Here is a 23119-nt window from a genome sequence, read left to right on the forward strand (position 1 = left end):
TGAACTCCTGTCAGGGTTTGGACGCCGCGCCCTCATCCAACCGAAGGGCGAGCCATGTCAGCGCGGGGCCGATATCGGCTTCGATCTCCGCCCGGGCGGCCGCGGCGTCGCGCCGGGCGATGGCGTCGATGATCCGGCGGCGCCCCTGCCCATGTTCCGGGCGATGGGCGTAGTCGGGAAACAGCAAGGCGACGTAAGGGCCCGTGCGCAGCCAGAGCGAGGCGATCATCGCCTCCAACGCCGGCATGCCCGCCCCCGCGTAGAGCGTCGCGTGGAAGTCGCGGATGCCGCGTACATCGGCGGCAACATCGCCGCGTTCGCGCGCGGCGCGGATGCCCAGGGCCAGGGCGCGCAGCTCGGCCACCAGTTCCGGCGTCGCGGCCTCGGCGGCCCGGGCGGCGGCCAGGCCTTCCAGCGCCATGCGCATGTCGCGCAATTCCCGCAGCTGCGCGCCGTTGAGCAGTGGCACGCGCACGGATCGGCGGTCGCGCGATTCCAGCGCGCCCTCGGCCGAAAGCCGGTTGAGCGCCTCGCGCACCGGCATTGGCGAGACGCCCAGATCAGCGGCGACGGTGCGCAGGGTCAGCTTCTGTCCCGGCGCGAAGCGCCCCGAGGACAGCGCGAGACGCAACGCCTGATAGGCCTGGGCATGCAGGGCGGTATCCTCGCTCATGGCGCGGCGCTGCCATCGGAGGGGGCGCTGCGGCCAAAGCGGCGCAGGCGCAGCGACGGCAGCGGCAGATCCGGCTCCTCCGGCCAGAGGCGGGAGCGGGAATAGGGGAAGAAGCCCGGCCGATAGGCGGACAGGCCGGGGGTCGCGACCACCATCGGCGTCGCCACCCCGGCGAAGCTCAGTTTGAAATGATTGCCCGATTTGGCGACGACCAGATCGAACCGCGACAGGTCAATGCCCTGCGCGGTGAAGGCGGCTGGGTCCTGCGTCATGCCGGCGGCGGTAGTGGCCAGGATCAGGTTGCCATGGGCTTCCTCCAGCACCGCGCAGGGGCCCAGCGTGCTGCGCTGGCCGGCCTGATACGGCCCCTTCTGCACGAAGCCGCCGACCGGATCGGTGTGCCGGACTGTCAGGGTCAGCGGTAGCGGCATGAAGCCGGGCGTCATGGTACCGCCGACGGGCCGCGTGATGATGGCGCCGGGGCCCGCCGCGATGGCGGCGGCGGCGGTGTCGGGATCGGTGACGGGGAAGACGCCGCGCAACGGCAGGCCGCTGGCCAGGAGCCGCTCCAGCAGATGCAGCCCGTCGCCGGGCGCGCCCGCTAGCACTCGGTCGCCCTGGTCGGCCAGCACGAAGGGCCGCTGGGCGGCCTGGGCATGCACCATGTCCAGCGCGGCATCGGCCTCCGGGAAGGTATGGCTGAACCGCGCGCGCCAGGCCCATAGGGGACGCGCGACGGCCAGGGCCGCCTCGTCGGCCGCGCCGTGGTCGTCCGCCGCGATGGCGATGACCGTCTGCCCCATATCGGGCACGTCGCGGAAGGGATGGACGTTGAAGATCGAGATGTCGCGCAGCCGGGGATCGGCGGCCAAAGCGGCGCGCGCGATGGCGTGCAGGTCGGCCAGCGGGCGGTCCACCGTCTCGGCGCCGCCGCGCAGCAGCATGGGCAGCTTGATCATGGTGGTGGCGGGGCGTAGCCCGCCTGCCAGAATTTCCAGCGCCAGGTCGGCCGCGCGTTCCCCTGCCTCGACGACATCCGAATGCGGGTTTTCTTTGCAGGCGGTGACGATGTCGCAGGCTGCCATCAGGGCATCGGTGACATGGCCGTGCAGGTCCAGCCCGACGGCGATCACCGCGCGCGGCCCCAACAGCGCGCGCAGGCGGGTCATCAGATCGGCCTCGGGGCTGTCATGGCCCTCAGCGGTCATGGCGCCGTGCAGTTCGAAGACAGCGCCGTCCAGGGGGCCGGCGGCCTGCGCGGCGGCCAGGACGGCGTCGCGGAAGGCTTCGTAGACGGCGCCTTCCACCCGCCCGCCGGGACGGGCGCGGGCGGCCAGGGTCGGCACCACCTCCACCCCCGCGCGGGCCAAGCGCCGCAGGATGCCGCCCAGCGTGCTGCCGGCCTGGGCATTGGCGGTGAGCATCGCTGCCCCTTCCTCGACCGCGAAATCGCTGCGGCGGGTCAGGACGGGGTTGAAGTCGTGGCTCTCCTGCCAGAGCTGGCAGACCAGGATGCGCGTCATTGGTATATGTGATCACAAACTTGACTTCCCGGCAAGAGGAGTCTCACAGTGAGGCCTGAATTGGGAATCAGGGGAAGAACGTGATCACGTTTAAGCGCCTCGCCACCGCCGGGATCGTCCTCTCGCTTGCCCCGGCCGCTTTGGCCCAAGATCTGCGCATGGGCGTCGCGCTGATGACGACCTCGATGGACCCGCATTGGCATAATCTCGGCTCCAACAACGGCCTGCTGCAGCAGGTCTATGAGCCTCTGATCCTCGAGGATCACACCGGCGCGCTGCAGCCGCGCCTGGCCACCGCCTGGCGGGCGGTGGACGACACCACCTGGGAAATCACCCTGCGGGAGGGGGTGCGCTTCCAGGACGGCACGCCCTTCACGCCCGAGGATGTCGCCTTCACCCTGGCGCGGGTGCCGCAGGTGCAGGGCTCGCCGGGACCCTTCACCGCCCAGACGCGGCCGATCACCGGGGTGGAGGTCACCGGGCCGCTGACGCTGCGCCTGCGTACCGCGGCTCCTCATCCGCTACTGCCGCGGGATCTGTCCTACGTGATGATGCTTTCGCGGCACCTGCATGCCGGCAAGACGCCGGAGGATTTCAACGCCGGCACCGCCGCCATCGGCACCGGGCCCTATCGCTTCAGCAGCTATGCGCCCGGGGAGGCGCTGACCCTGGCCCGCTTCGATGGCTATTGGGGCGGCCCGCAGCCCTGGACCCGCGTCACCATCCGCCAATTGCGGCAGGACAGCGCGCGGGTGGCCGCCGTGCTGTCGGGCGATGTCGATGTGATCGACCGCGTGCCGCTGCAGGACCTGGAGCGGCTGCGGCGCGACCGGCGTTTGGCGATCGCCTCCGCCCCAGCGGCGGAGACCTACTATCTGTTCCTCGATGCGGTGCGGGAGGCGACGCCCTTCGTCACCGCCAGGGATGGCGGCGCGCTACCCGTCAACCCGCTGCGCGATCCGAAAGTGCGCCAGGCCCTGTCGATGGCGATCAATCGCGACGGCATCGTCGAGCGCGTCATGGATGGTTCCGGCACGCCGGCCGGTCAGCTGGTAGCGCCGGGGGTCGATGGCGCCGCGCCCGATCTGCGCCCGCTGCCCTATGATCCGGCCACTGCCCGGCGCCTGCTGGCCGAGGCCGGCTATCCGGAGGGTTTCGCCATTACCCTGCATGGGTCGGCCGGCTTCGTGGTCAATGACGACCGGGTGCTGCAATCGGTGGCGCAGATGCTGTCGCGCATCGGCGTCCTGGCGAGGGTCGAGACCTTCCCCGCCAATGTGCTGCTGCCCCGCGCCGGGAACCGCGAGTTCTCGGCCTTCTTCTCCTCATGGATCGCCTCGACGGCGGTCAATCCACTGCGCGCGCTGGTGGCGACGCGCGACGCCGCACGGGGGATGGGGCCGGCCAACCGGCAGCATTACAGTAACCCGGCGGTGGATACCGCCCTGGGCACCGCGCTGGTGACGCTTGACGATACCGCCCGGAACGCACAGCTCGGCCAGGCCATGCGGCTGGCGATCGCGGATGCCGCGATCATCCCGGTGATCCACCCGGCCAATAACTGGGCCACGGTCGCGGCGCGTGTGACCTATACGGCTAACCCGCTGGGGCGGAATCAGGCGATGCTCGCCCGCCCGGCGGAAGGCAAGGCACCCACCTCGCCTTCACCAGGGCCCTGATCCCGACCAAGCAGGCGGGCGGTCCTGGATCCTCATTCGCCAGACGGCGGGCGAATAGAAAGTTGCGCGAGCTGACCTCTGGTACGACGTTCCCAGGATGCTCGGATGGCCTCCACCTCTCAACGCGCAACTGGGGCCGTTGAGGTCGCGGGCTCAGGCCTACGACGGGCACAACGGTTCATCGGCCTCGTCCGGGCGTTCGGTCGCCGCCTCCGCTTCATATCCCAGGAAGACGAAGACGACGATCGCGGTCACGATCGTGACGGCGCAGAGCATCAGCAGCAGCATGGCGAAGGCGTCGTCATAGGCTCGCACCAGAACCGTGCCGCCGATCCGCGGCAAGGCCTCGGCGGCGCTGGCGAGATTGCCGGTCACCAACCGCTGCGCGGCCTGGCTCGTATTTGCCGGAGCCCCGGTGCCTGCCAGATGCCCGGCCGTCAAAGCCGACAGCACGGCGCTGACCACGGCGAGCGCGACGCCCTCTCCCGCGACGCGGGTGGTGCTGAAGATTCCCGTCGCCATGCCAGCACGCTCCCTGGGCACGACGCTGACGGCGAGCCCGTCCATCAACCCCCAGGGCAAGGCGATGCCGATGCCGATCAGCGCCATCGGCGCAATCAAGCGCAGGACGTCGCCGCCGATGGGCATACGGCTGAGCCAGAACAGGCCGAGCGCGGAGACCAGCAGACCGACCCCGCAAATCGTCGCCGGGGCGAACCAGCGTGTCAGCAACCCGGCCGCGATGGGCAGGATCAGCAGCGGTGCCGAGAGCGCGATCATGAGGCGGCCTGCTACGATCTCGCTCAGTCCCTCGATGCCGATGAAGCGCACCGGCAGCAGGATCAGCAGCACCACGAAGGCATAGGCCGGCGCCGCCGCCAGCAATTGCACGCCAACGAAGCGCGGATATCGGAACAAGGTCAGGTCCAGCATCGGCCGGGGGACGCGCCGTTCGATGGCACCGAAAGCCACGAACATTACCATTGCACCGGTCAGCAGGCTGGCGACTCCCGGATCTGTCCAGCCGCGTTCGGGCGCCAGCAGCACGCCATAGGTGAAGAGTGCCAGCGCCGCCGTGAAGCTGAGCGCGCCTCGGCCATCGAGCCCGGCGGCATTGGGATCGCGGGATTCCTTCAGGAAGCGCGTGCCCAGCAGGAAGGAAAGCACGGCCAGCGCGACCACGAGCCCGAAGATACTGCGCCAGCCGAAAGCGTCGATCATCAGCCCGGACGCGACCGGGCCGAAGGCCAGGCCCACGCCGAAGCTCGTGCCCACGATGCTGAAGGCGCGGATGCGGGCCGGCCCGTCGAACTCCTGAGCGAGTGCCGCCATGCCACCGGAGAAGGCGGCGGCTGCGGCGACGCCCTGCGCGGCGCGCCCGAGATCGAACCAGAGAATGTCGGGCGCGGCGGAGAGTGCCATGGAAAGGATCGCGAAGGCGCCGACACCAATGAGGAAGACGCGCTTACGGCCATAGGCATCGGCCAGCGCGCCCGCCGCCATCAGGCTCGACCCGAAGGTCAACATGAAGGCGTTGGTGACCCAGTTCAGCGCGATAGGACTGCCGCCGAGCGCCCGGCCGATCGCAGGCAGCGCCACTGCCGGTCCGGTGAAAGTCAGCGGCATCGCCGCCGCGGCGAGGCAGACGGTGAGAAGGATGAGCGCCGGCCGGGCCATGGCCGCCCGCAGATCGGTCTTTGTCATGTGTGATGCCCTGTTCGATGCTTGGCGGCCGCGCGGCGCTGCGAGAGGTCGCCTTCTTGTGCAGACAGGATAGACTTGAAGGAATGGTCGTCGAGGATGGGTTCCTTCCGATCTTAACGGAATAGAACGCTCGAATGCCGCATGCCGGAAGGGCACATTATGGATTCGTTGACTGGCTTGATGGCCTTTGTTCGCACCGCCGATCTCGGCAGCTTCGTCGCGGCGGGACGGGTGCTGGGCTTATCGGCTTCGGCCGTCGGCAAGGCGGTCACCAAACTGGAACAGCAGCTGGAGATCCGCCTGTTCCAGCGTTCGACCCGCAGCCTGCGTCTCACCGAGGAGGGCCGGGCCTTCCACGAACGTTGCCGACGCATCCTCGACGATCTCGACGATGCCCGCGCCATGCTCTCCCGCACAATGGAGGCCCCCCGTGGCAGGCTGCGCGTCAGCACGCCGATCGTGAGCTACCACCTTCTGCTGCCGGTTCTGCCGGAGTTCATGGCTCTTTATCCCGACATCGAGGTCGACCTCGACTTCAGCGATCGCATCGTCGATCTGATCGACGAGGGCGTCGACGTCGCCATCCGCAGCGGCAATCTACCGGACTCGCGCCTGATGACGCGTCGGTTGCGCCCGTTCCAGATGCGGCTGTGCGCGGCACCCTCCTATCTGTCGCGTCACGGCACGCCGGCCTGCCCGCGCGATCTCGACGGGCATTCAGGCATCCGCTTCCGCTACCCCAACAGCGGCAAGATCCAGGCTTGGCCGCTGACCTTGGCGGCGGAGGAAGCCGAGCTGCACATGCGCACGGTGATGACCTGCAACAACATGGAGGCGCTGCGTGGCGCCACCGTCGCGGGGCTCGGCATCGGCTGCATGCCGGACTTCCTGGCGCGCGGGCCGCTGGCGCGGGGAGAGCTGTGCACCCTGCTCGACGAGTGGACCGGCCAGCCCGGCCATTTCAGCCTGATCTGGCCCTCTAATCGCAACCTCTCGCCGAAAGTCCGCGTCTTCGTCGACTTCATCGGCGAAAGGCTGTTTGCTACGCAGTGCGAACGCCTGACCGGGGCCGAAAGTCCGTGAACCGGCTTACGTCGTTCAGCGTCTGCTGACAGCCTCCGCCTTGACCTACGCCGATCGCCGGCATGATCCCGAGGACTTGCAGACCCCCACTCCCAAGATGCCAGCATTCGCTCCTCGGAAGTGAAGCCATAGTCCGCGCCGAGCATGGGCTCGACGCGATTGCGCTGCCGATAGAGGACGTCTTCGCAGGGGCGTGATGCCGCTGTGAAGGCAAGTTTGACCCGACACTTCGCGGGCAATCGTCACATCGGCACGCGCGATACTTCTGGAGGACGCTCTCTCACCTGCCAGTCGGACAAAGCTTGAAGCGTGGATGGTCAACTGCAAACCGGGCTTGCTGCGGCTCCGTGTGGCCCCGACCGGCTGCATGGGTTGCTGGCCATAGGCCAGGGACAAATGTGGACGGTCAAATCAATGACTAAGTGATTATAAGACGCCTGCCTGGGCGTGGCTTTCGTCGATCACCGATGAAAGCCACGCGCTGAAGTTACCGTCCGCGCTTACACGACCGATTCGGCGCAGTTCGGGGTCGTGGACGGGAGCTGGTGCCGGCGCGGCCCGAGCTTCTGGGCGAGCGCCTCGCGGAGCTCCGCGAGGGCTACACCTGCGCCGGAAGATCGCCGGCATTGCCAGCGCCCGTCAGCTGGCCGGACATCCGCTGGATTCCCGCCACATGTCCAGCCACAGGCCTGCTGCCAGGCAAGGTGCGGCTGTTCATCGCGGCGCGCTGCGTTGCCGGAGAGCGGCAAGGGCTAAGCCGGCATCGTGGCTACGGGGTTCAGCAGCTGAATGCATCGGCCGGAGTCTTCAGGCCGAGATTGCCGCGCAGGGTGGTGCCCTCATACTCCTCGCGGAACAGACCGCGGCGGCGCAGTTCCGGTACCACCAGGCGGATGAAGCGCTCCAGCCCGGTCGGCACGACGGGGGCGGCGATCATGAAGCCGTCGCAGGCCTTCGTGGTGAACCATTCCTCCATGGTGTCGGCGATGGATTTCGTGTCACCCTTGAACATATTGCCGCCCATCTGCGGCAGGATGCGCTTGTAGGTCTCGCGCACCGTCAGTTTCTCCTCGTAGGCTACGCGCAGGATGCCCTTGCCGATGCCGGTATGGCCGACATGGTCGTCCTCGAAGATTGGCATGGGCTCATCCAGCGGATAGTCGCGCATGCGGTGGCCCAGCATCTTCGACAGATAATCGACGCCGACGGCAGGGGAGACCAGATCCTCCAGCTGCTGGAACAGCGCATCGGCTTCCGCCGCGGTCTCGCCGACGAAGATTGTGACTCCGGCCAGGATGCGCATATCCGCCTCGGCCCGGCCAAATTTTGGAAGCCTGCCTTTGATGTCGGCATAGAGCCGCTGCGCATTGGCCAGATTGCCTTCGATGGCGAAGACGCAATCGGCGTGTTGGGCGGAAAGGTCCTTGCCCGCCTCCGACTGACCGGCGGAGAAGATCACTGGATGGCCCTGCGGTGGGCGAGGCGCGTTCAGCGGACCCTGCACCTGAAAATGCTCGCCCTTGTGGTGCAGCCGGCGGACCTTTTCCGGCAGCAGGAATGTGCCGCTCTCCTTGTCCTGCGGGAAGGCGTCATCCGCCCAGCTGTCCCAGAGCCCCTTGACCACGCTGGCGAACTCGGAGGCGCGGGGATAACGCGTGTCGCGCGCCATGTGTTCCGTATGGCTGAAGTTCAGCGCATCCTCGGGGTTGGAGGTGGTGACCAGGTTCCACCCGGCACGCCCGCCGCTGAGATGATCCAGCGAGGCGAAGCGCCGCGCCACATGGAAGGGCTCGTCATAGGTGGTGGTGGCGGTGGCCACCAGGCCGATATGGCTGGTGGCCATGGACAGCGCCGCCAGCAGCGTCACCGGCTCGAACACGCCGGGGCGGTCGGAGGGACTGGTGGCGCGGAACAGATCCGGCTTGTCCAGCTGCCGCACGCCATTGCCATCGGCCAGGAAGAGCAGGTCGAACTTCCCCGCCTCGGCGATCTGCGCCAGGCGGATGGCGTTCTGCAGATTGGCGGCGGGGCGGTCCCAGGCCTCGGGATGGCGCCATTCGCCGACATGGCTGCCCGCCGCATTGGCATTGGCTGCCAGAACCATCTTTCTCATCGCAATCATCCCCGCCTGACGTTCCAAAAGACCGGAAAGCCCTGCACGATCCCGGTCAGATCCTTGCGATGCGCGATCGGCGCGAAGAACTGGCCGAGCGGCACATAGGGCACATCCTGGAAGGCACGCGCCTGCACCTCCCGCGCCACGCGCTGCTGCGCGGCCAGGTCCGGCGCATCCAGCCAGGACTGCCGCAGGGATTCCAGCTCTGGCAGGGTTGGCCAACCGGTCCAGGCATCATTGCCGGTGCCCTGCAGCGACTGGTGCACGGCGGGGTTGATGACGGACAGCCCGCTCCAGATGCCGAAATAGACGCTCCATCCGCCCTGCTCCGGTGGCTCCTTCTTCACCACCCGGGCGCTGACTGTGCCCCAGTCAGCCACCTGGTAGTCGACATTGAAACCCATGCGTGCCAACTGGTCGGCGGCCACGTCGCTGGCGGCCTTGACCGCGGCGCGGTCGGCCGGGCCCAGCACCACGATGCGCTCGCCCTTGTAGCCGGCGGCGCTCAGCGCGCGCTTCGCCTGCTCCATGTCCGGCGTGTCGGTGATGCCGGAGAGACCGACATCCGAGGCATAGGGCGTGCCCGGCGGGAAGAAGCCGACACCGGTGCGGTAAAGCGCCGGATCCGTGCCCGCCATGGCATTCATGAATTCCATCTGGCTGGTGGCGCGCAGCACGATGCGGCGGATTTCCGGATTGTCGAAGGGCGGGTTCAGAAAGTTGAACCGCATGATCGGCATGCCGCCGGAAGTGTCGTTGATGGAGACGGCGATGTTGCGATGCCGGGTTAGCATCGGCAGGTAGTCTGGGGTGGGAGTTTCCCACCAGTCCACCTCGCCATTCTGCAGCGCGCCGGCGGCAGTCGCGGCATCGGTGATGATCACCCATTCCACCCGGTCGAAATGCGCCACCTTGGGGCCCGCGGTCCAGCCCAGCTCGCCGTCGGGGCGCGGGCGATAGGCCTCGTGCTTCGCGAAGACGACACGGGCGCCGATGACGCTCTCGTTCTGCATCAGCTTGTAGGGTCCGCTGCCCATCACCTCCGTCACCTGCTGGTGTGGCGAGAGCTTCGCCAGCCGCTCCGGCATGATGGCGACCATATTGGCGGTCGATTTCGCGAGAGCGAAGGGCAGCAGCGGGAAGGGTCGCTTCATGCGGAAGCGGATGGTGCGGTCATCGGCGGCCGAGACCTCGTCGGTTGCCGCCATCAGCAGCTTGCCGAAACTGTCCCGCGCACCCCAGCGCTGGATGCTGGCCACGCAATCCCGTGCCAGCACCGGCGTGCCGTCATGGAAGATCAGGCCGGGCCGCAGCGTGATGCTCCAGCGCTTCTGGTCGGCATCGACTTGCCAGCTTTCGGCCATCTGCGGCTGTGGGAGCAGGTTCTTGTCCAGGCCGAACAGCGTGTCATAGACCAGGTAGGCGTAGTTCCGCGTTACCTGCGTGGAGGAATAGACCGGGTCGAAGCCGGTGATATCCGTCTGCGGGATGAATCGCAGCACACGCTGCGATTGCGCCGCCACCAGGGCCGGCGTCCCAAGGGTGGCCCCGCCAGCCAGGGCGCCTGCCAGGGCCAGGGCCCGTCTTCGTCCTATCATCTCTTGTCCAGTCCCCGCTCGCGATGCGCCGTGCCCGGGGTTTTCCCCTGTTGCGAAGCGACACTAGAGAAGGGGGGGCAGCGGTCAAGGAATTTTCGAAATTATTCGCGCTGGAGCACCGCCATGATGGCGGCGGCGCCATGCCGGATATGCCGCCGCAGGATCAGCACCGCCATTTCTGCGTCCCGTGCCAGGATGGCCTCCGTCAGGCGGGCATGATCTTGCTTCAGCACTGCCTCCTCCAGCGGCGGCGGCCGTAGCAGGTTGCGGTAGCGGCTCCAGTGGTCCCACAGCAGCTGATGGAACATGTCCTGCAAGAAATGGCGGCTGCCCGATAGGGTCTGATAGTGAAAGTCCTGATGCGCCTGGCGCCAGACCAGGTTCAGCACGGAGCCATCCCGCGCGGCATACATGGGCAAGGCCTGCAGCCGATCATGCGCCTCCGCCACCTGCCGCAGCCAAGCCGCATCCCCGGCGCGGATGGAATCCTCCAACATCAGCGTTTCGAGCCGTTCGCGCGTGCTCAGCACCTGTTCGAAATGCGCCAGGTTGAGGGCGGCGACGCGGAAGCCGCGCTGGTCGTGCGCCTCCACCAGCAAAGTGGCGGAAAGCCGGTACAGCGCTTCCCGCAGTGGGGTCATGCCGATGCCGTATTGCGACCGCAGCCGGTCCAGCGCCAGCTTTGAGCCGGGCGGCAGCACGCCGGCGATCACATCCTCCCGCAGCCGGCCATAGATGCGAGAGGCGAGAGTCGCGGCTGCTTCGCGCGCATCGGACATAGCTCGCTCCATAATTTCGAAATTATAGGCAAGATAGCCGCTCAGGGCACCCGCCGTCACTCACCCATCATATAGGCCTGGATGAACAGGATATGCGCCCGCATGGTCTGGCGGGCGCCCTCCCGGTCGCGGGCCCGCAGCGCCGCCACCATCGCGTGGTGCTGCGTCTGCAGGGTGGCGCGATGACCCGGCGTATTGCCGCGCGCCTTTAGCTGACCCCAATCGGTGCGCTCCCGCACCCGCGCCAGCGAGCGGCTCATGCCGACCACCGCTGCGTTGTGCGTGGCCTGGGCGAAGGCGTCGTGAAGCGCCGCGTCCCAGTGCTCGAATTCCGCCAGCGTCCCAGCCGCATCGGTGCCGTGCAGGCAATCCTCCATCCGCACCAGATCGGCGGGAGTGGCACGCAGCACGGCCAAGGCAAGCATTTCCGGCTCCAGCAGCAGCCGGCTTTCCAGCACGGCGGCGGGGCTGAGCGCTTCCTCTTCCGGTGTCGAGGCAGGGGACGCGGCCTTGCGGAAGGTACCGCGCCCGACATGGCGCTCCAGCAGCCCGGCGCGTTCTAACCCGTCCAGCGCCCGACGCAGCGTGTTTCGCGCCACGCCATAGGTCTCGCTCAGGGCGCGCTCGGTCGGCAGCCTCTCGCCCGGCTGCCAGCGGCCTGCCTGCAGCGCCGCGGCCAGGGCTTGCTGAAGCCGGGCGGCGGTGCGGTCTGCGGGCTTGACTGGATCAACCATACCATGAACCATAGCTCATTATTGGATCACTTTGAAGCCAAATTGGTATAGTTGGAGAGACAGAGATGCGCTTGGCCATGATCCGGATCGATGGGGTGCCGCAGCCGGCACAGGTGGATGCCGAAGGCCGCCACTACTGGCCCCTGGCCGAGCTGGCGCCGGACCTGCCCGCCGACATGGCGGGGGTGATCGCGGCGCTGACCGGCGGCGCGCGCATCCCGGAGCCGGGTAGCCCAGGCCGGCCGTTGGCCGACGATCTGCTGACGGCGCCGCTGCCCAATCCGCCGCGCAACATCTTCTGTGTCGGCAAGAACTACCATGCGCATGCGCGGGAGTTTGCCCGCAGCGGCTATGACTCCTCCTCGACCAGCGCGGCGGACGCCATCCCCAAGGCGCCGATCATCTTCAGCAAGCCCTTCACCGCGATCTCCGGCCCTTGGGACAACATCCCGCTCTGGCCGGGTTTGGACCAGGGCGTGGATTACGAGGCGGAGCTGGCGGTGGTTATCGGCCGCGGCGGCCGCAACATTGCGCGCGACCAGGCGCTGCAGCATGTCTTCGGCTATACCGTGGTGAATGATGTGACGGCCCGCGACCTGCAGGGCACGCACAAGCAGTGGCTGCTGGGCAAGGGCATCGACGGCTTCTGCCCCATGGGGCCCTGGATCGTCACCGCCGATGAGATCGGCGACCGCCCGCTGCGCATCACCTGCACGGTCAATGACGAGGCGCGGCAGGATGCCTCCACCGCCGATCTGATTTTCGACGTGCCGGAGCTGATCCAGACCATTTCCCGAAGCATGGCGCTGCTACCGGGCGACGTCATCGCAACCGGCACGCCGGAAGGCGTCGGCATTGGCTTCAAACCGCCGCGCTTCCTGCGCGATGGCGATGTGGTGGACTGTGCGATCGAGGGCATCGGCCGCATCCGTAACCGGCTGTGCCGCATGCCGGGCTGAACCAACAAGTCCGGGCGGGCCAACCGCCCCGTTAGAGGGAAAAGGATCATGCTGTCTCGTCGGAAGCTGCTTGCGGCCTCGGGGGCCTCGGGCCTTATGCCTTTCGCGGCGCGGGCGCAGGAGACCTGGCCTAGCCGCGTCATCCAGATGGTGGTGGCCTTTCCGCCCGGCGGCCAAGCCGATGTCGCGGCCCGGCCCACCGCGGCCGCGCTGGAGCGGGTCTTCGGCCGCGCCGTGCCGGTGGTCAACCGCCCTGGCGCCGGCGGCATCCTCGGCAGCGCAAGCGTCGCCCGGGCGGCGCCGGATGGCTATACGGCGCTGATGGCACTCTCCTCCCTCAGCGTGCTGCCGGAAAGCGAGCGGCTGATGGGCCGCGTGCCGGCCTATGAGGTGGCGCAGCTGGCGCCGGTCGCGCGCATCACCGCCGATCCCACCGTGCTGCTCGTGTCGGCCGATGCGCCCTGGAAGACGCTGGAGGAGTTCGTCAGCGCCGCCCGCGCGCAGCCTGGCAGAATCACCTATGGCTCGGCCGGCAACTATTCCACGCTGCATGTGGCCATGGCCATGCTGACCGGCGCGGCGGCGATCGACCTGCTGCATGTGCCTTTTCAGGGCGGCGGGCCAGCGCTGACGGCACTGCTCTCGGATACCATCCAGGCGCTGGCTTCCGGTCCCGGCCCAGCCTTGCCGCATGTTCGGGAAGGGCGGCTGCGCGCCCTGGCCTGCTGGGGCCGTCAGCGTATCCCCGGCTTCGAGGCGGTGCCGACCTTCATCGAGCTGGGCTACAGGGAGGTCGAATTCTATATCTGGTCCGGGGTCTTCCTACCCGCCGCTACTCCGGCCCCGGTCCAGGAGCAATGGCGTCAGGCCCTGCGCTTGGTCTGCGCCGAGGATGCAGCCCTGCAGCGCGCCCTGCAGGCTGCTGGCAGCCCGCTGGCCTATCAGGATGGCGAGGCCTTCCGGCAGTTCATGACCGAGGATACCGCGCGGCTGACCCGGGCGGTGCAGCGCATCGGGCGACTGGACTGACGGCTGGACTTCGGGCTCCGCGGTGCCAGCATACATGACCTGACTCGTCGTGATCCATGCGGCGACTATCAGAATCGTCTTCACCTGCCTGAACAATCCATGCGGCCGCATGCTCTGTGACGTGAGCGGACATGGAGTCTTCGGTCGGCAGCGTGGCGACTTCTACGACACCGCGACGGCGCCGTGCTGGGATCAGGCCGCGCAAGACGGCATGGTCCTCGACATCCCATCTTGGCGGCACGGCGATACACCTATGAAGCGTATGCGAGGTCTTCGTAGTAGCCGAGGTGGCGTTGCTTCCTGTCCGCCATGATGAGTGCCTGGTGGCAGCCGGTCTTGCGGCAGGAGCCGACACCACGCACACCCGTCTTGTTGTCATGACGAAGACGGCGGTTGCGGCTATTCTCGGCCGGGCTCGCGGCGCGCAGATTGGCGCATCGGTTGTTCCGCTTGTCGCAGTCGTCGTGATCGATGAACTCGGCGGGCCACTCGCCTGTCATATACAGATATACGGGGTGGTGAGCCGCGTGACTCACGCCGTGCAGGCAGATGTAGAGATAGCGGTTGCTGAGATGGCCGGGTGTTTCGCCCGTCGTCCGGTGCGTGAATACCCCATCGGGATTGTAGTGCAGGATCGACCGGCGTTAAGCGCGTCTGTTTTGCGCTAAGAAATGCGAGGTACGGTGTGATGCTCGGATGGCCCTCGGCAGGGGACAGGTGAGCATCTCGACACCGGCGAGCGGTTCATTAGCGAACTCGAACGCGGCAAGCCGACCTGTCCAATTCAGCAAAGCCCTGGCAGTGGCCGCTTGGCTCGAAATCTGCTTCGAAGCGGCTAAGGACGGTCTGTGACAGAACTCGCCGTCTACTACGAGGGCAAGCTGGTCGGCGTCGCCACAAACGGTGGTACAGGCCCTAGTTTTGCCTACAGCGCTGTCTGGCTGGCCTCCGAGACGGTCAGCCAAGCATCCGGCGAACTTCATGGAGGTCGGCCACAACGAGATGGCAGAGAAGCCGGATTTCATCGGTGGCTGGGAGCATGTCAGGAACCATGACGGTACGCATGCCCGCGGCGGCGGCCGAGCGTACGCCATGATGGGAGTCCTCGAGCGCCAGGCACTCTTCCGGGGCGACGCCGAGCAGCTCCGCCGCTCGTAGGAACGGGTCTGGCGCTGGCTTGCCCCGTGCATAATCACCGGCTGCGATCACAACATGGAAGCGATGGACCAAGCCGTGCAGCGCCAAGTTATGCTCCACCTCCTCCCGGCTTGAGGAGGTGCAGATCGCGCGTGGCACGTTGAGTGCATCGAGCCGGTCCAGAAGTTCCACCACTCCGGTCTTGAGGGCCAGGAAGTGCCTCATGCCCTGGTAGTGGCGGGTCCATGCCGTCCTGAACGCCTCGACGTCCCCATCCGGGCCGATATGCTCCTGGAGCGCGGCGCGGTTTATCGGCCATGGGCGGCCAACCAGCTTGAGGAAGTCTTCAGTCGTAAAGCTGTGCCCGAGCTCCTTGGCCGCAGCCATGATGGCGTTGTGGTAGAGCAGCTCGCTGTCAAACAGCAGCCCATCCATGTCGAAGATAACGGCGGCGGGATGTGCTGACATGGCGGCCTTCAGAGTGTGGACGCCGATCTATGAAGTCTGGCCTGGCATCCAGCAAATGACGTTGCGGTTTCAACGCAAAGCTGTCTGTCACCGGGTTGGCCCAGGTGGTTGCCGCACCCGCCTGCTGTCGTGACCATTCGCGGCGCGGCCATACCCGCGCCCGGCCTTGCCGATCAGCGCCTGATACACCTATCGACCCGTGGCGCGGCCCAGTGTCGTGGGGCTGGCAGGGGCCCAGGAGGGATCGTGCGAACGCTGCCAGATATCGGCCAGCCGCCGCCCCGCCCGCAACACATGCTCCCGCATCAACGCCTCTGCCCTGGCGCCCTGGCGGCTCAACACGCAGTGCAGGATCTCCTCATGCTCGTCCTGCCCCCGCCGGGCCAGCGCCGCGTCATGCCAGCGGAACCGCATGGGCACGGGCAGCAGCAGAGTACGGGCGCGCTCCATCGCCATCACCAGATGCGGGTTGGCGCAGGCGGCGAACAGCGCCCGGTGGAAGGCCTCGTTCACCCCGGCCCATTCCGCCGGCATGGCGGCCTCTGGAATTCGCCGGCCAAACAGCGCCACACCCTCCGCCACGGCTGCCTGCAGGGGCGTGGCCTGCGCGTCGGAAAGTCCGGCCTCCGCCACCAGGCGCGTGCACAGCCCCTCCAGCGAGGCCCTCACTTCGTAGATATCGAGGAAATCCTGCGCCACGAAGGGGCGGACGACATAGCCGCTATTGGGCCGGTAGCTGAGCAACCCCTCGGCCGCCAGGATGCCCAGCGCCGCCCGCACCGGAGTGCGGGAAACGCCGAAGCCATTGGCCAACTCCACCTCGTGCAACCGGGCGCCGGGCTCGTAAGTGCCGGACACCACAGCCTCCCGCAGGCGGCTGACGATGTCCTGCGCTCGGGTCACCATGTGCATTCTCCCCCGGGGACCTCTGCGGGGCCGCCCACAGCAGGGGAGGTAGAGGATCAGGGAGCTCAAGCCAACGGCGCGCGTGGCAGGTTGGGGTCAGCGCCGTGAGAGGAGCGCCGCCCTTTCGGACTCTCCCGCCAAAGCCCCCGGGGCCTTTGGAAGCCCATTCAGCGCAGGCAGGCCGCATCGTGCGGGGGAACCCGAAGCGGCAGCGCTTCCCGGGCCCGGACCGTCAAGCCGCCCCTTGCCGTGCACCCGCCAACAACCCGGCCTCGACCTCGTCGGTGCTCAGCACGTCGCCGAAGAACGAATAGAAGCTGATCAGCGAGGCGTTATGCTCCGCATCCGTCAGCGCGGCATTGGCATCACTGACCATGACGGTGTGGAAGTTCAGCATCATCGCGTCCCGCGCTGAGGATTCGCAGCACACATTGGTCAGGGTGCCGGCGATCAGCACGGTGTCGTAACCCCGCTGTCGCAGGATGGCTTCCAGATCGGAAGCCCCACGGATAAACGCACTGTAGCGGTACTTGGGAACGATGCTGTCCTCGGCACGGATATCGAGGTCCGGCCAGAACTCATGCCCCACCGCGCCCGGGGAGACGGAGCGGATGCGCGCCGCCCGCCGCGCCGGGCTCGCCTGCGCTTCCAGCACCGACCATTCCTGCCGCGAGCGTTCATCGGACGCATTCTGCACCCAGAACACCCCGCCACCCGCCTGGCGCACATGGGCGGCCAGCCGGTTGATGGTCGGCACGATCTCCACGGCCATCGGCACGCAGGCATGGCCGACATCGGCGCGCATATAGCCATTCTGCATGTCGATGACGACCAGCGCGGTACGCCGGGGCTCCAGCACGGCATAAGGGTGCGGCGTGCCGCAGCGGGCGATGACGCGCTGCACGACATGGTCGGGGATATCGATCCTGTGCATCAGGCGAACTCCATCAAGGGTTGCGCCCCCGCCACCCGCAGGCAGCGGGCGACGCGGCCGGGGGAAGGGCTGACCGGCGGCGGTACCGCCAACTGGCAATCCCCCGCCGCTTGCGGGCAGCGCGGCGCGAAGCTGCAGCCGGGCGGCAGGTTGCGCATGTCGGGCGGCGCGCCGGGAATGGTCTCCAACTCCCGATCCCGCGGCTGGTCATGCACGGTGGAGGCCAACAGCCCGCTGGTATAGGGGTGCAGCGGCGCCTTCAGCACATCCCGCACCGAACCCGTCTCGACCACCCGCCCCGCATACATGATGGCGACGCGGTCGGCGATCTCCGCCGCCACGCCCAGGTCATGCGTGACGAAGATCACCGACATGCCCAGCTCCTGCTGCAGCTTCCGCAACAGGATCAGGACCTGGATCTGCACCGTGGCATCCAGCGCCGTCGTCGGCTCATCCGCCAGCAACAGCTTCGGCTCGCAGGACAGCGCCAGGGCGATCATCGCCCGTTGCCGCAGGCCGCCGGACAGCTCGTGCGGATAGGCATCCAGCCGCCGCTCGGGGGAGGGGATGCGCACCAGCTCGAACAGATCCAGCGCCCGCCTGCGCCCTTCGCGCCGGCTGACGCCCCGGTGTTGCGCCACCACCTCGGCAATCTGGTCGCCCACGCGCACCACCGGGTCGAACGCCGTCATCGGCTCCTGGAAGATCATGGAGACGGTGCCGCCGCGCATCCGCCGCAGCGCCGCGTCGCCCATTGCCTGCACATCCTGCCCGGCGATGCGGATGCGGCCGCGAATGACGCTGCGCTTCGGCGGCAACAGCCGCATCAGTGCCCGCATGGTCACGCTCTTGCCGGAGCCGCTTTCCCCCAGCATGCACATCACTTCGCCCGGCATCATGGTGAAGTTGACGCCGTTGACGGCGCGGACATCGCTCTCGCGTGTGACGAAATTGACAGAGAGGTCCTCGACCTCGACCAGCGGTACGGACATGGTCATCGGCGTCTCCCTCAATGCAGCGCCGGCAGCACGGGCCGACCGGCCAGGCTATGGCCGGACGCCGGGTTCTGAATATGGCAGGCCGCCAGGTGCGCGCCTGCCGCCGCATCCCCCAGCACCGGCGCGCGGGCCGAGCAAACCCGCTCGGCATGAGGGCACCGTGTATGGAAGCGGCAGCCGGGGGGCGGATTGACCGGGTTGGGTGGGTCGCCGCTCACCGGCGCCTCCTCCCGCCGCCGGTCCGGGTCCATCGAGGGGCGGGAGGCCAACAGGGCTTGGGTGTAGGGATGCTTCGGCGCGGCATACAACGCATCAGCGGGGCCGATCTCCACCACCTCGCCCAGATACATCACCATCACCCGGTCGCTGATCCAGCGCACCACGCCGAGATCGTGGCTGATGAACACATAGGTCAGGCTGAGTTCGCGCTTCAGCACCTGCAACAGATTCAACACCTGCGCCTCGACGCTCTTGTCCAGCGCCGACACCGCCTCATCCAGAATCACCATGCGCGGCTTCAGCGCCAACGCCCGCGCGATGTTCACCCGCTGCTTCTGGCCGCCCGACAGTTCATGCGGATAGCGCCCGCCAAACAGTGCGGGGTTGAGCCCGACCTTCGTCAACAACTCCCGCGCCAGCGCCGTGGCATCGGCCTTCGGCATGCCGAATGCCATCGGCCCGAAAGCCACCGAACCCTGCACCGGCATGCGCGGATTGAGCGAGGAGGAGGAATCCTGGAACACCATCTGCGCCTGACGCCGCAGGTCCTTCACGCTGATGCCGCCCTGCACGCCGACGGCATCGCCATCGAAGATCTGCTCGCCGGCATCCGGCACGATCAGGCGCATCAGCAGCCGCGCGAGGGTAGACTTGCCGCAGCCGGATTCACCGACGATGCCCAGCGTCTCGCCCTTGTGCACGGTGAAGGAGACACCGTCCACCGCGCGCACATGAGCTGCGACGCGCCCCAGCACGCCGTTGCGGATGGCGAAGTGCTTCTGCAGACCGCGCACCATCAGCAGAGGCTGCTGTGGCCCGCCACGATCGCGCGGATCGGCAGGCGGCCAGATCGGGGAGGTGGCGAAGGACATGGCGTTCAGCTCCGCACATCCATGGCGGAGCGAAGACCATCGCTGACCATGTTCAGGCTGACAGATGTGATGAAGATGGCGATGCCAGGCAACGCGGCGATCAGCGGATTCACATAGATGGCCTGCCGCAGCGCATTGAGCATCAGGCCCCAGTCCGGCTCCGGCGGCTTCACCCCCAGCCCGAGGAAGGACAATCCCGAAGCCAGGATGATGCCGACGGAAATCAGGCTGGAGGCATAGATCAGCACCGGGCCCAGCACATTGCCCAGCACGTGGTGCCACAGCACCAGCCGAAGCGGTGCACCAGTGGCGCGCGCGGCATCGACGAAGTCCAGGTTGCGCACCTGCGTCGTCGCCGTCTCCGCCACGCGGCAGAGTGGCGGGATGAACACCAGCGTCAGCGCGATCATGCCATTGGTCACGCCGCCGCCCATCGCGCCGGAGATGGCCACCGCCAGCAGCACGGATGGGAAGGCGTAGAACACATCCATGGTGCGCATGATCAGGGTGTTGACGATGCCGCCGGCGAAACCCGCCACCACGCCCAACCCGCCGCCGATCAGCGTGGCGATCACCACGGGCACCATGCCCATCAACAGCGTCAGCCGGCCGCCATAGAGCAAGCGGGAGAGCATGTCCCGCCCCAGCTCATCGGTGCCCAGGATATGCCCCATGTAGCCGGGACCCTTCAGGCGGCGGATGATGCTTTCCTGATACGGGTCCGCCGGCGCGATCCAGGACGCGAAGACCGCGGCGAGGATCACCGAGAGCAACACCGCCCCGAAGAACAGCGTCACCGGATCGTAGCGCAGCCGATACCCGACCGTGCCCCAATAGCCACGCTGCCGTGGCGCGGCCATGGCGGCGTTGCCGGTGGGTGGCGCATTGCTGACCGTGGTGGACATGCCGTGCCTCCTCTCAGGCGCGCCGGATGCGCGGATCAACCGAGGATTGGAACAGATCCACGGTCAGATTGGTGAAGACGAAGATCAGGGCCAGGACCAGGATGGTTCCCTGCAGCACCGGGATGTCGCGCGTCAGGATGGCCTTGCTCAGCAGGAAGCCGCTGCCGGGCCAGCTGAACACCGTCTCCACCAGGATGGAGCCACCCATCAGCGTGCCGAATTGCAGCCCCATCACCGCCAGCACCGGCGGCAGCGCGTTCTTTAACGCGTGCCGCAGAACCCGCCACTCCGGCAGCCCGTTGGCCCGTAGCGTGGTGACGAATTCCTGATTCATCACCTCCGACACCGCCGAGCGGGTGGTGCGCGCGATGATCCCGACCGGGATCATCGACAGCGTGATCACCGGCAGGATCAGGTATTGCACATGCTCCCAGCTGGTCGGATCGAAACGTCCATCGCCCATGCCGGATGCCGGCAGCGCCATCATCTCCACCGAGAAGATGATCACCAGCACGATGCCCAGCCAGTAATTCGGTACGGACACGCCGACCACGGCGACGCCCGTCACCACCCGGTCCAGCCACCCGCCGGCGTGGCGGCCGGCGATGGTGCCCAGCACGAAGGCGATGCTGAACGCCACCAGCACCGACAGCCCCGCCAGCAGAACGGTGTTGCCGAGGGAACGGAAGATCTCATCCGCGACCGGTCGGCCGGTCGCGATCGAGCGGCCGAAATCTCCCACCATCACCCGCCCCAGCCAGGTCAGGTACTGCACCGGTAGCGGTTGATCGAGCCCGTACATGCGCTTGACCTGTGCTACCGTCTCGGCATCCGCGTCCGGCGGCAGCAGCGTCTGTACCGGGTCGCCCGGCGCCAGATACACCAGCAGGAAGCAGACGACCGAGACACCGAAGGCGATGGGGACGGCGGATAGCAGCCGCCGCAGGATATAGCCGAACATGCCGGGCCCTCCTCGAGGTTCAGCGCGCTTCGACGGTGATGGGCGTCAGATCCTGGAACCAGCTCTGCGCCTGCACGAAGCCCCGCACCCGGGGCGACATGGCGCGCGGATTGAGGTCATGGGCCACCCACAGCATCACCGCGTCCTCGCTCATCTTCTCGTGGATGCGCGCCAGGATCGGCAAGCGCCTCTCCTCGTCGAAGGTGGAGAGCGCCTCGTTGATCAGCGCGTCCATCTCCGGGCTGTTGTAGTGGCCCCAGTTGGAGCCACGCGGCGCCGCCTGGCTGCTGGCCACGAAGCGCAGCATGCCGTTGAACGGGTCCTGCGTCGCCCGGCTGATATTGATGCCGTTGACACCCTGGTGCCGCTCACGCCCCTCGCGACCCAGTTGCAGAAGGGCGTTCCAGTCCATCACTTGCAGATTCACCCGGAAGCCGGCCGCTTCCAGCTGCGACTTGACCAGTTCGTTCATCGGCATCGGCTGCATCTGGCCAGAGCCAGAGGTGGAGATGGCGAAGGTAATCTGGCACGGCATGCAGCCCGCTTCCTGCAACAGCGCGCGCGCCTTGGCCGGGTCGTACTCGTAGCGGACCGGATTGCCGTAATAGGCTGTGGAGGGCGGCAAGGTCGCGTAGCCTTCCAACGCCACGCCGCCCAGCATCTCCTTCATATCGGCCCGGTTCAGCGCATGGTTCGCCGCGCGCCGCACCCGGATGTCGGCGAAGGGACCATCCACGAAGTTGAGCTGATACGCCCAGTTATGCGGATACGGGTTGGTGACGATCTGCATGCGGGAAGAGCGCAGGCGCGGAATGGCATCCGGCGGCGGCGCCTCGATCCAATCGACCTGGCCCGAGAGCAGGGATGCCACGCGGGTCGAGGCTTCCGGCATCGGCAGCAGCACCAGCCGGTCGTGCCGGGGAATGCGCGCCTTGTCCCAGTAATCGGCGTTCCGCACCAGTTCCAGCCGCTCCCCCGGCACCATGCGGGCGAAGCGGTAGGGGCCGGTGCCGGATGGGTTGCGCGCGAAGGCATCGGCATCGTTGCCGACTTCCGCCGAGCGGCGCGGGCTGACCATCATCAGGAAGCTGAGATTGTAAGGAAACAGGCTGTCCGGCTGCTTGGTGGTGAAGGCCACCGTATGGGCGTCCACCACCTCCACCGATTCGAAGTTCGTCAGGTAGCCGCGCGCGAAGGCGAACTGGCGCGGGTTGAACTGCGGCGTCCCTTCCTTGGTGAAGCGCTCGAAGTTCCACACCACGTCCTGCGCCGTGAAGGGCGAGCCGTCATGGAACTTCACGTCCTGCCGCAGTTGGAAGATCCATCGCCGGTTATTGGCGGGGTCCACCGACCACCCCGTCGCCAGCCCTGGCTTGATATCCGCGATCCGGTCGCCGCGCGACAGGTCCCACAACACCAGGGAATCGTACAGGTTGTAGCCGACGAAGCGCCAGCCTTCGAAGCCCTGGTCCGGGATGCCCGCCGTCAGCGGGATATCGCCCGCCGTCATGGCCACACGCAGTACGGTCTCCGCCCGTGCGGACGGTGTCGAGAGGTTCGCTACAATCGCCAGAGCGGCACCGAGCAAGGCAAGGCGTTGCTTCATGTCGTCTCCTTTGCCGGCGAGGAATCGCCGGGCTGGAAGCAGGGGTCCTGGCGGTCTGGCGGGCGGGCCCTTCCCCTGGCCTCCACCGTCCATCCGCGATCTGGTCTGGAAGCCTAGGACCAGCGGGATTGTATCCACAACGAAGAAATTGCCGCCTTGGCTGCCCAAGCATGGTGCAGTCGCTGCACCGCAATAATGCACAACCGTGACGAATAGATCGCGAACTATCCTGGCCA

The 23119-nt window shown here is 67.3% G+C and carries 20 protein-coding genes; 4 read left to right on the forward strand and 16 right to left on the reverse strand.

What is annotated here, in order from left to right; translation table 11 throughout:
- Positions 1-10: 10 nt before the first annotated feature.
- Together IBL26_RS11285 and IBL26_RS11290 are read right to left on the reverse strand one after the other, a co-directional pair.
- Positions 11-673 carry a GntR family transcriptional regulator gene (locus IBL26_RS11285; protein WP_187784587.1) on the reverse strand — a complete coding sequence of 221 codons (663 nt, stop codon included), beginning with the start codon at positions 671-673 and terminating at the stop codon, positions 11-13.
- Complete coding sequence (locus IBL26_RS11290; RefSeq protein WP_187784588.1) at positions 670-2196, reverse strand: M81 family metallopeptidase; 1527 nt, start codon at positions 2194-2196, stop codon at positions 670-672. The genes IBL26_RS11285 and IBL26_RS11290 overlap by 4 nt, the downstream gene beginning before the upstream one ends.
- Before the next feature lie 80 nt (positions 2197-2276).
- On the opposite strand from IBL26_RS11290, the gene IBL26_RS11295 reads away from it, so the two are divergent.
- A complete protein-coding gene (locus IBL26_RS11295) occupies positions 2277-3875 on the forward strand; it encodes an ABC transporter substrate-binding protein (RefSeq protein ID WP_187784589.1) in 1599 nt (532 codons plus the stop codon).
- Between the two features lie 159 nt (positions 3876-4034).
- Here IBL26_RS11295 and IBL26_RS11300 read toward each other — a convergent pair whose 3' ends face one another.
- Positions 4035-5552 (reverse strand): MFS transporter, encoded by a 1518-nt coding sequence (locus IBL26_RS11300; protein ID WP_206684196.1) that lies wholly within the window; start codon positions 5550-5552, stop codon positions 4035-4037.
- A gap of 186 nt (positions 5553-5738) precedes the next feature.
- On the opposite strand from IBL26_RS11300, the gene IBL26_RS11305 reads away from it, so the two are divergent.
- Positions 5739-6662, forward strand: a complete 924-nt coding sequence (locus IBL26_RS11305) for a LysR family transcriptional regulator (protein ID WP_187784590.1) — start codon at positions 5739-5741, stop codon at positions 6660-6662.
- 778 nt (positions 6663-7440) lie between these two features.
- Here IBL26_RS11305 and IBL26_RS11310 read toward each other — a convergent pair.
- The 4 genes from IBL26_RS11310 to IBL26_RS11325 all read right to left on the reverse strand — a co-directional run bounded on the left by IBL26_RS11310 (position 7441) and on the right by IBL26_RS11325 (position 11889).
- Positions 7441-8775, reverse strand: a complete 1335-nt coding sequence (locus tag IBL26_RS11310; RefSeq protein WP_241749270.1) for an LLM class flavin-dependent oxidoreductase — start codon at positions 8773-8775, stop codon at positions 7441-7443.
- A gap of 5 nt (positions 8776-8780) precedes the next feature.
- On the reverse strand, positions 8781-10376 hold the full coding sequence (locus IBL26_RS11315) for an ABC transporter substrate-binding protein (protein WP_187784592.1): 1596 nt from the start codon (positions 10374-10376) through the stop codon (positions 8781-8783).
- Between the two features lie 101 nt (positions 10377-10477).
- Positions 10478-11155 carry a GntR family transcriptional regulator gene (locus tag IBL26_RS11320; protein WP_187784593.1) on the reverse strand — a complete coding sequence of 226 codons (678 nt, stop codon included), beginning with the start codon at positions 11153-11155 and terminating at the stop codon, positions 10478-10480.
- 56 nt (positions 11156-11211) lie between these two features.
- Positions 11212-11889, reverse strand: coding sequence for a FadR/GntR family transcriptional regulator (locus tag IBL26_RS11325; protein ID WP_241749271.1), 678 nt, complete (start codon positions 11887-11889; stop codon positions 11212-11214).
- A 65-nt stretch (positions 11890-11954) separates the two neighbouring features.
- Between IBL26_RS11325 and IBL26_RS11330 the strand changes: the two genes are divergently transcribed.
- Positions 11955-12848, forward strand: coding sequence for a fumarylacetoacetate hydrolase family protein (locus IBL26_RS11330; protein WP_187784595.1), 894 nt, complete (start codon positions 11955-11957; stop codon positions 12846-12848).
- 48 nt (positions 12849-12896) lie between these two features.
- Complete coding sequence (locus IBL26_RS11335; protein ID WP_187784596.1) at positions 12897-13877, forward strand: Bug family tripartite tricarboxylate transporter substrate binding protein; 981 nt, start codon at positions 12897-12899, stop codon at positions 13875-13877.
- 251 nt (positions 13878-14128) lie between these two features.
- Here IBL26_RS11335 and IBL26_RS11340 read toward each other — a convergent pair whose 3' ends face one another.
- From IBL26_RS11340 to IBL26_RS11380, 9 genes are all read right to left on the reverse strand, one after another.
- On the reverse strand, positions 14129-14413 hold the full coding sequence (locus IBL26_RS11340; protein ID WP_367615413.1) for an HNH endonuclease: 285 nt from the start codon (positions 14411-14413) through the stop codon (positions 14129-14131).
- Between the two features lie 421 nt (positions 14414-14834).
- The gene (locus IBL26_RS11345) at positions 14835-15482 is read right to left on the reverse strand and encodes an HAD family hydrolase (RefSeq protein ID WP_187784598.1); all 648 of its coding nucleotides are present in this window, start codon (positions 15480-15482) and stop codon (positions 14835-14837) included.
- A gap of 189 nt (positions 15483-15671) precedes the next feature.
- Positions 15672-16388, reverse strand: coding sequence for a GntR family transcriptional regulator (locus IBL26_RS11350; protein ID WP_187784599.1), 717 nt, complete (start codon positions 16386-16388; stop codon positions 15672-15674).
- A 232-nt stretch (positions 16389-16620) separates the two neighbouring features.
- Entirely contained in the window at positions 16621-17322 is a 702-nt protein-coding gene (locus IBL26_RS11355) for an isochorismatase family protein (RefSeq protein WP_194443574.1), read from the reverse strand.
- Positions 17322-18320 (reverse strand): ABC transporter ATP-binding protein, encoded by a 999-nt coding sequence (locus IBL26_RS11360; RefSeq protein ID WP_206684197.1) that lies wholly within the window; start codon positions 18318-18320, stop codon positions 17322-17324. The genes IBL26_RS11355 and IBL26_RS11360 overlap by 1 nt, the downstream gene beginning before the upstream one ends.
- An 11-nt stretch (positions 18321-18331) precedes the next feature.
- Positions 18332-19411, reverse strand: a complete 1080-nt coding sequence (locus tag IBL26_RS11365; RefSeq protein ID WP_187784600.1) for an ABC transporter ATP-binding protein — start codon at positions 19409-19411, stop codon at positions 18332-18334.
- A 5-nt stretch (positions 19412-19416) separates the two neighbouring features.
- A complete protein-coding gene (locus IBL26_RS11370; RefSeq protein ID WP_187784601.1) occupies positions 19417-20316 on the reverse strand; it encodes an ABC transporter permease in 900 nt (299 codons plus the stop codon).
- Positions 20317-20329: 13 nt separating this feature from the next.
- Positions 20330-21277: an ABC transporter permease gene (locus IBL26_RS11375; RefSeq protein ID WP_187784602.1), complete on the reverse strand. Its 948-nt coding sequence runs from the start codon at positions 21275-21277 to the stop codon at positions 20330-20332.
- A 19-nt stretch (positions 21278-21296) separates the two neighbouring features.
- On the reverse strand, positions 21297-22883 hold the full coding sequence (locus tag IBL26_RS11380) for an ABC transporter substrate-binding protein (protein WP_187784603.1): 1587 nt from the start codon (positions 22881-22883) through the stop codon (positions 21297-21299).
- Between the last annotated feature and the right edge of the window lie 236 nt (positions 22884-23119).

This window comes from Teichococcus aerophilus (genome assembly GCF_014490485.1).
GTDB classification, from domain to species: Bacteria; Pseudomonadota; Alphaproteobacteria; order Acetobacterales; family Acetobacteraceae; genus Pseudoroseomonas; species Pseudoroseomonas aerophila.

What these genes read in the sequence shown, in the direction of transcription:
- IBL26_RS11305 (WP_187784590.1), top strand. Translation starts at nt 5,739, where the DNA reads ATGGATTCGTTGACTGGCTTGATGGCCTTTGTTCGCACCGCCGATCTC.
- IBL26_RS11325 (WP_241749271.1), bottom strand. Translation starts at nt 11,889, where the DNA reads ATGGTTGATCCAGTCAAGCCCGCAGACCGCACCGCCGCCCGGCTTCAG.
- IBL26_RS11350 (WP_187784599.1), bottom strand. Translation starts at nt 16,388, where the DNA reads ATGGTGACCCGAGCGCAGGACATCGTCAGCCGCCTGCGGGAGGCTGTG.
- IBL26_RS11320 (WP_187784593.1), bottom strand. Translation starts at nt 11,155, where the DNA reads ATGTCCGATGCGCGCGAAGCAGCCGCGACTCTCGCCTCTCGCATCTAT.
- IBL26_RS11290 (WP_187784588.1), bottom strand. Translation starts at nt 2,196, where the DNA reads ATGACGCGCATCCTGGTCTGCCAGCTCTGGCAGGAGAGCCACGACTTC.
- IBL26_RS11375 (WP_187784602.1), bottom strand. Translation starts at nt 21,277, where the DNA reads ATGTTCGGCTATATCCTGCGGCGGCTGCTATCCGCCGTCCCCATCGCC.
- IBL26_RS11285 (WP_187784587.1), bottom strand. Translation starts at nt 673, where the DNA reads ATGAGCGAGGATACCGCCCTGCATGCCCAGGCCTATCAGGCGTTGCGT.
- IBL26_RS11330 (WP_187784595.1), top strand. Translation starts at nt 11,955, where the DNA reads ATGCGCTTGGCCATGATCCGGATCGATGGGGTGCCGCAGCCGGCACAG.
- IBL26_RS11300 (WP_206684196.1), bottom strand. Translation starts at nt 5,552, where the DNA reads ATGGCCCGGCCGGCGCTCATCCTTCTCACCGTCTGCCTCGCCGCGGCG.
- IBL26_RS11355 (WP_194443574.1), bottom strand. Translation starts at nt 17,322, where the DNA reads ATGCACAGGATCGATATCCCCGACCATGTCGTGCAGCGCGTCATCGCC.
- IBL26_RS11310 (WP_241749270.1), bottom strand. Translation starts at nt 8,775, where the DNA reads ATGAGAAAGATGGTTCTGGCAGCCAATGCCAATGCGGCGGGCAGCCAT.
- IBL26_RS11315 (WP_187784592.1), bottom strand. Translation starts at nt 10,376, where the DNA reads ATGATAGGACGAAGACGGGCCCTGGCCCTGGCAGGCGCCCTGGCTGGC.
- IBL26_RS11370 (WP_187784601.1), bottom strand. Translation starts at nt 20,316, where the DNA reads ATGTCCACCACGGTCAGCAATGCGCCACCCACCGGCAACGCCGCCATG.
- IBL26_RS11380 (WP_187784603.1), bottom strand. Translation starts at nt 22,883, where the DNA reads ATGAAGCAACGCCTTGCCTTGCTCGGTGCCGCTCTGGCGATTGTAGCG.
- IBL26_RS11335 (WP_187784596.1), top strand. Translation starts at nt 12,897, where the DNA reads ATGCTGTCTCGTCGGAAGCTGCTTGCGGCCTCGGGGGCCTCGGGCCTT.
- IBL26_RS11360 (WP_206684197.1), bottom strand. Translation starts at nt 18,320, where the DNA reads ATGACCATGTCCGTACCGCTGGTCGAGGTCGAGGACCTCTCTGTCAAT.
- IBL26_RS11365 (WP_187784600.1), bottom strand. Translation starts at nt 19,411, where the DNA reads ATGTCCTTCGCCACCTCCCCGATCTGGCCGCCTGCCGATCCGCGCGAT.
- IBL26_RS11345 (WP_187784598.1), bottom strand. Translation starts at nt 15,482, where the DNA reads ATGTCAGCACATCCCGCCGCCGTTATCTTCGACATGGATGGGCTGCTG.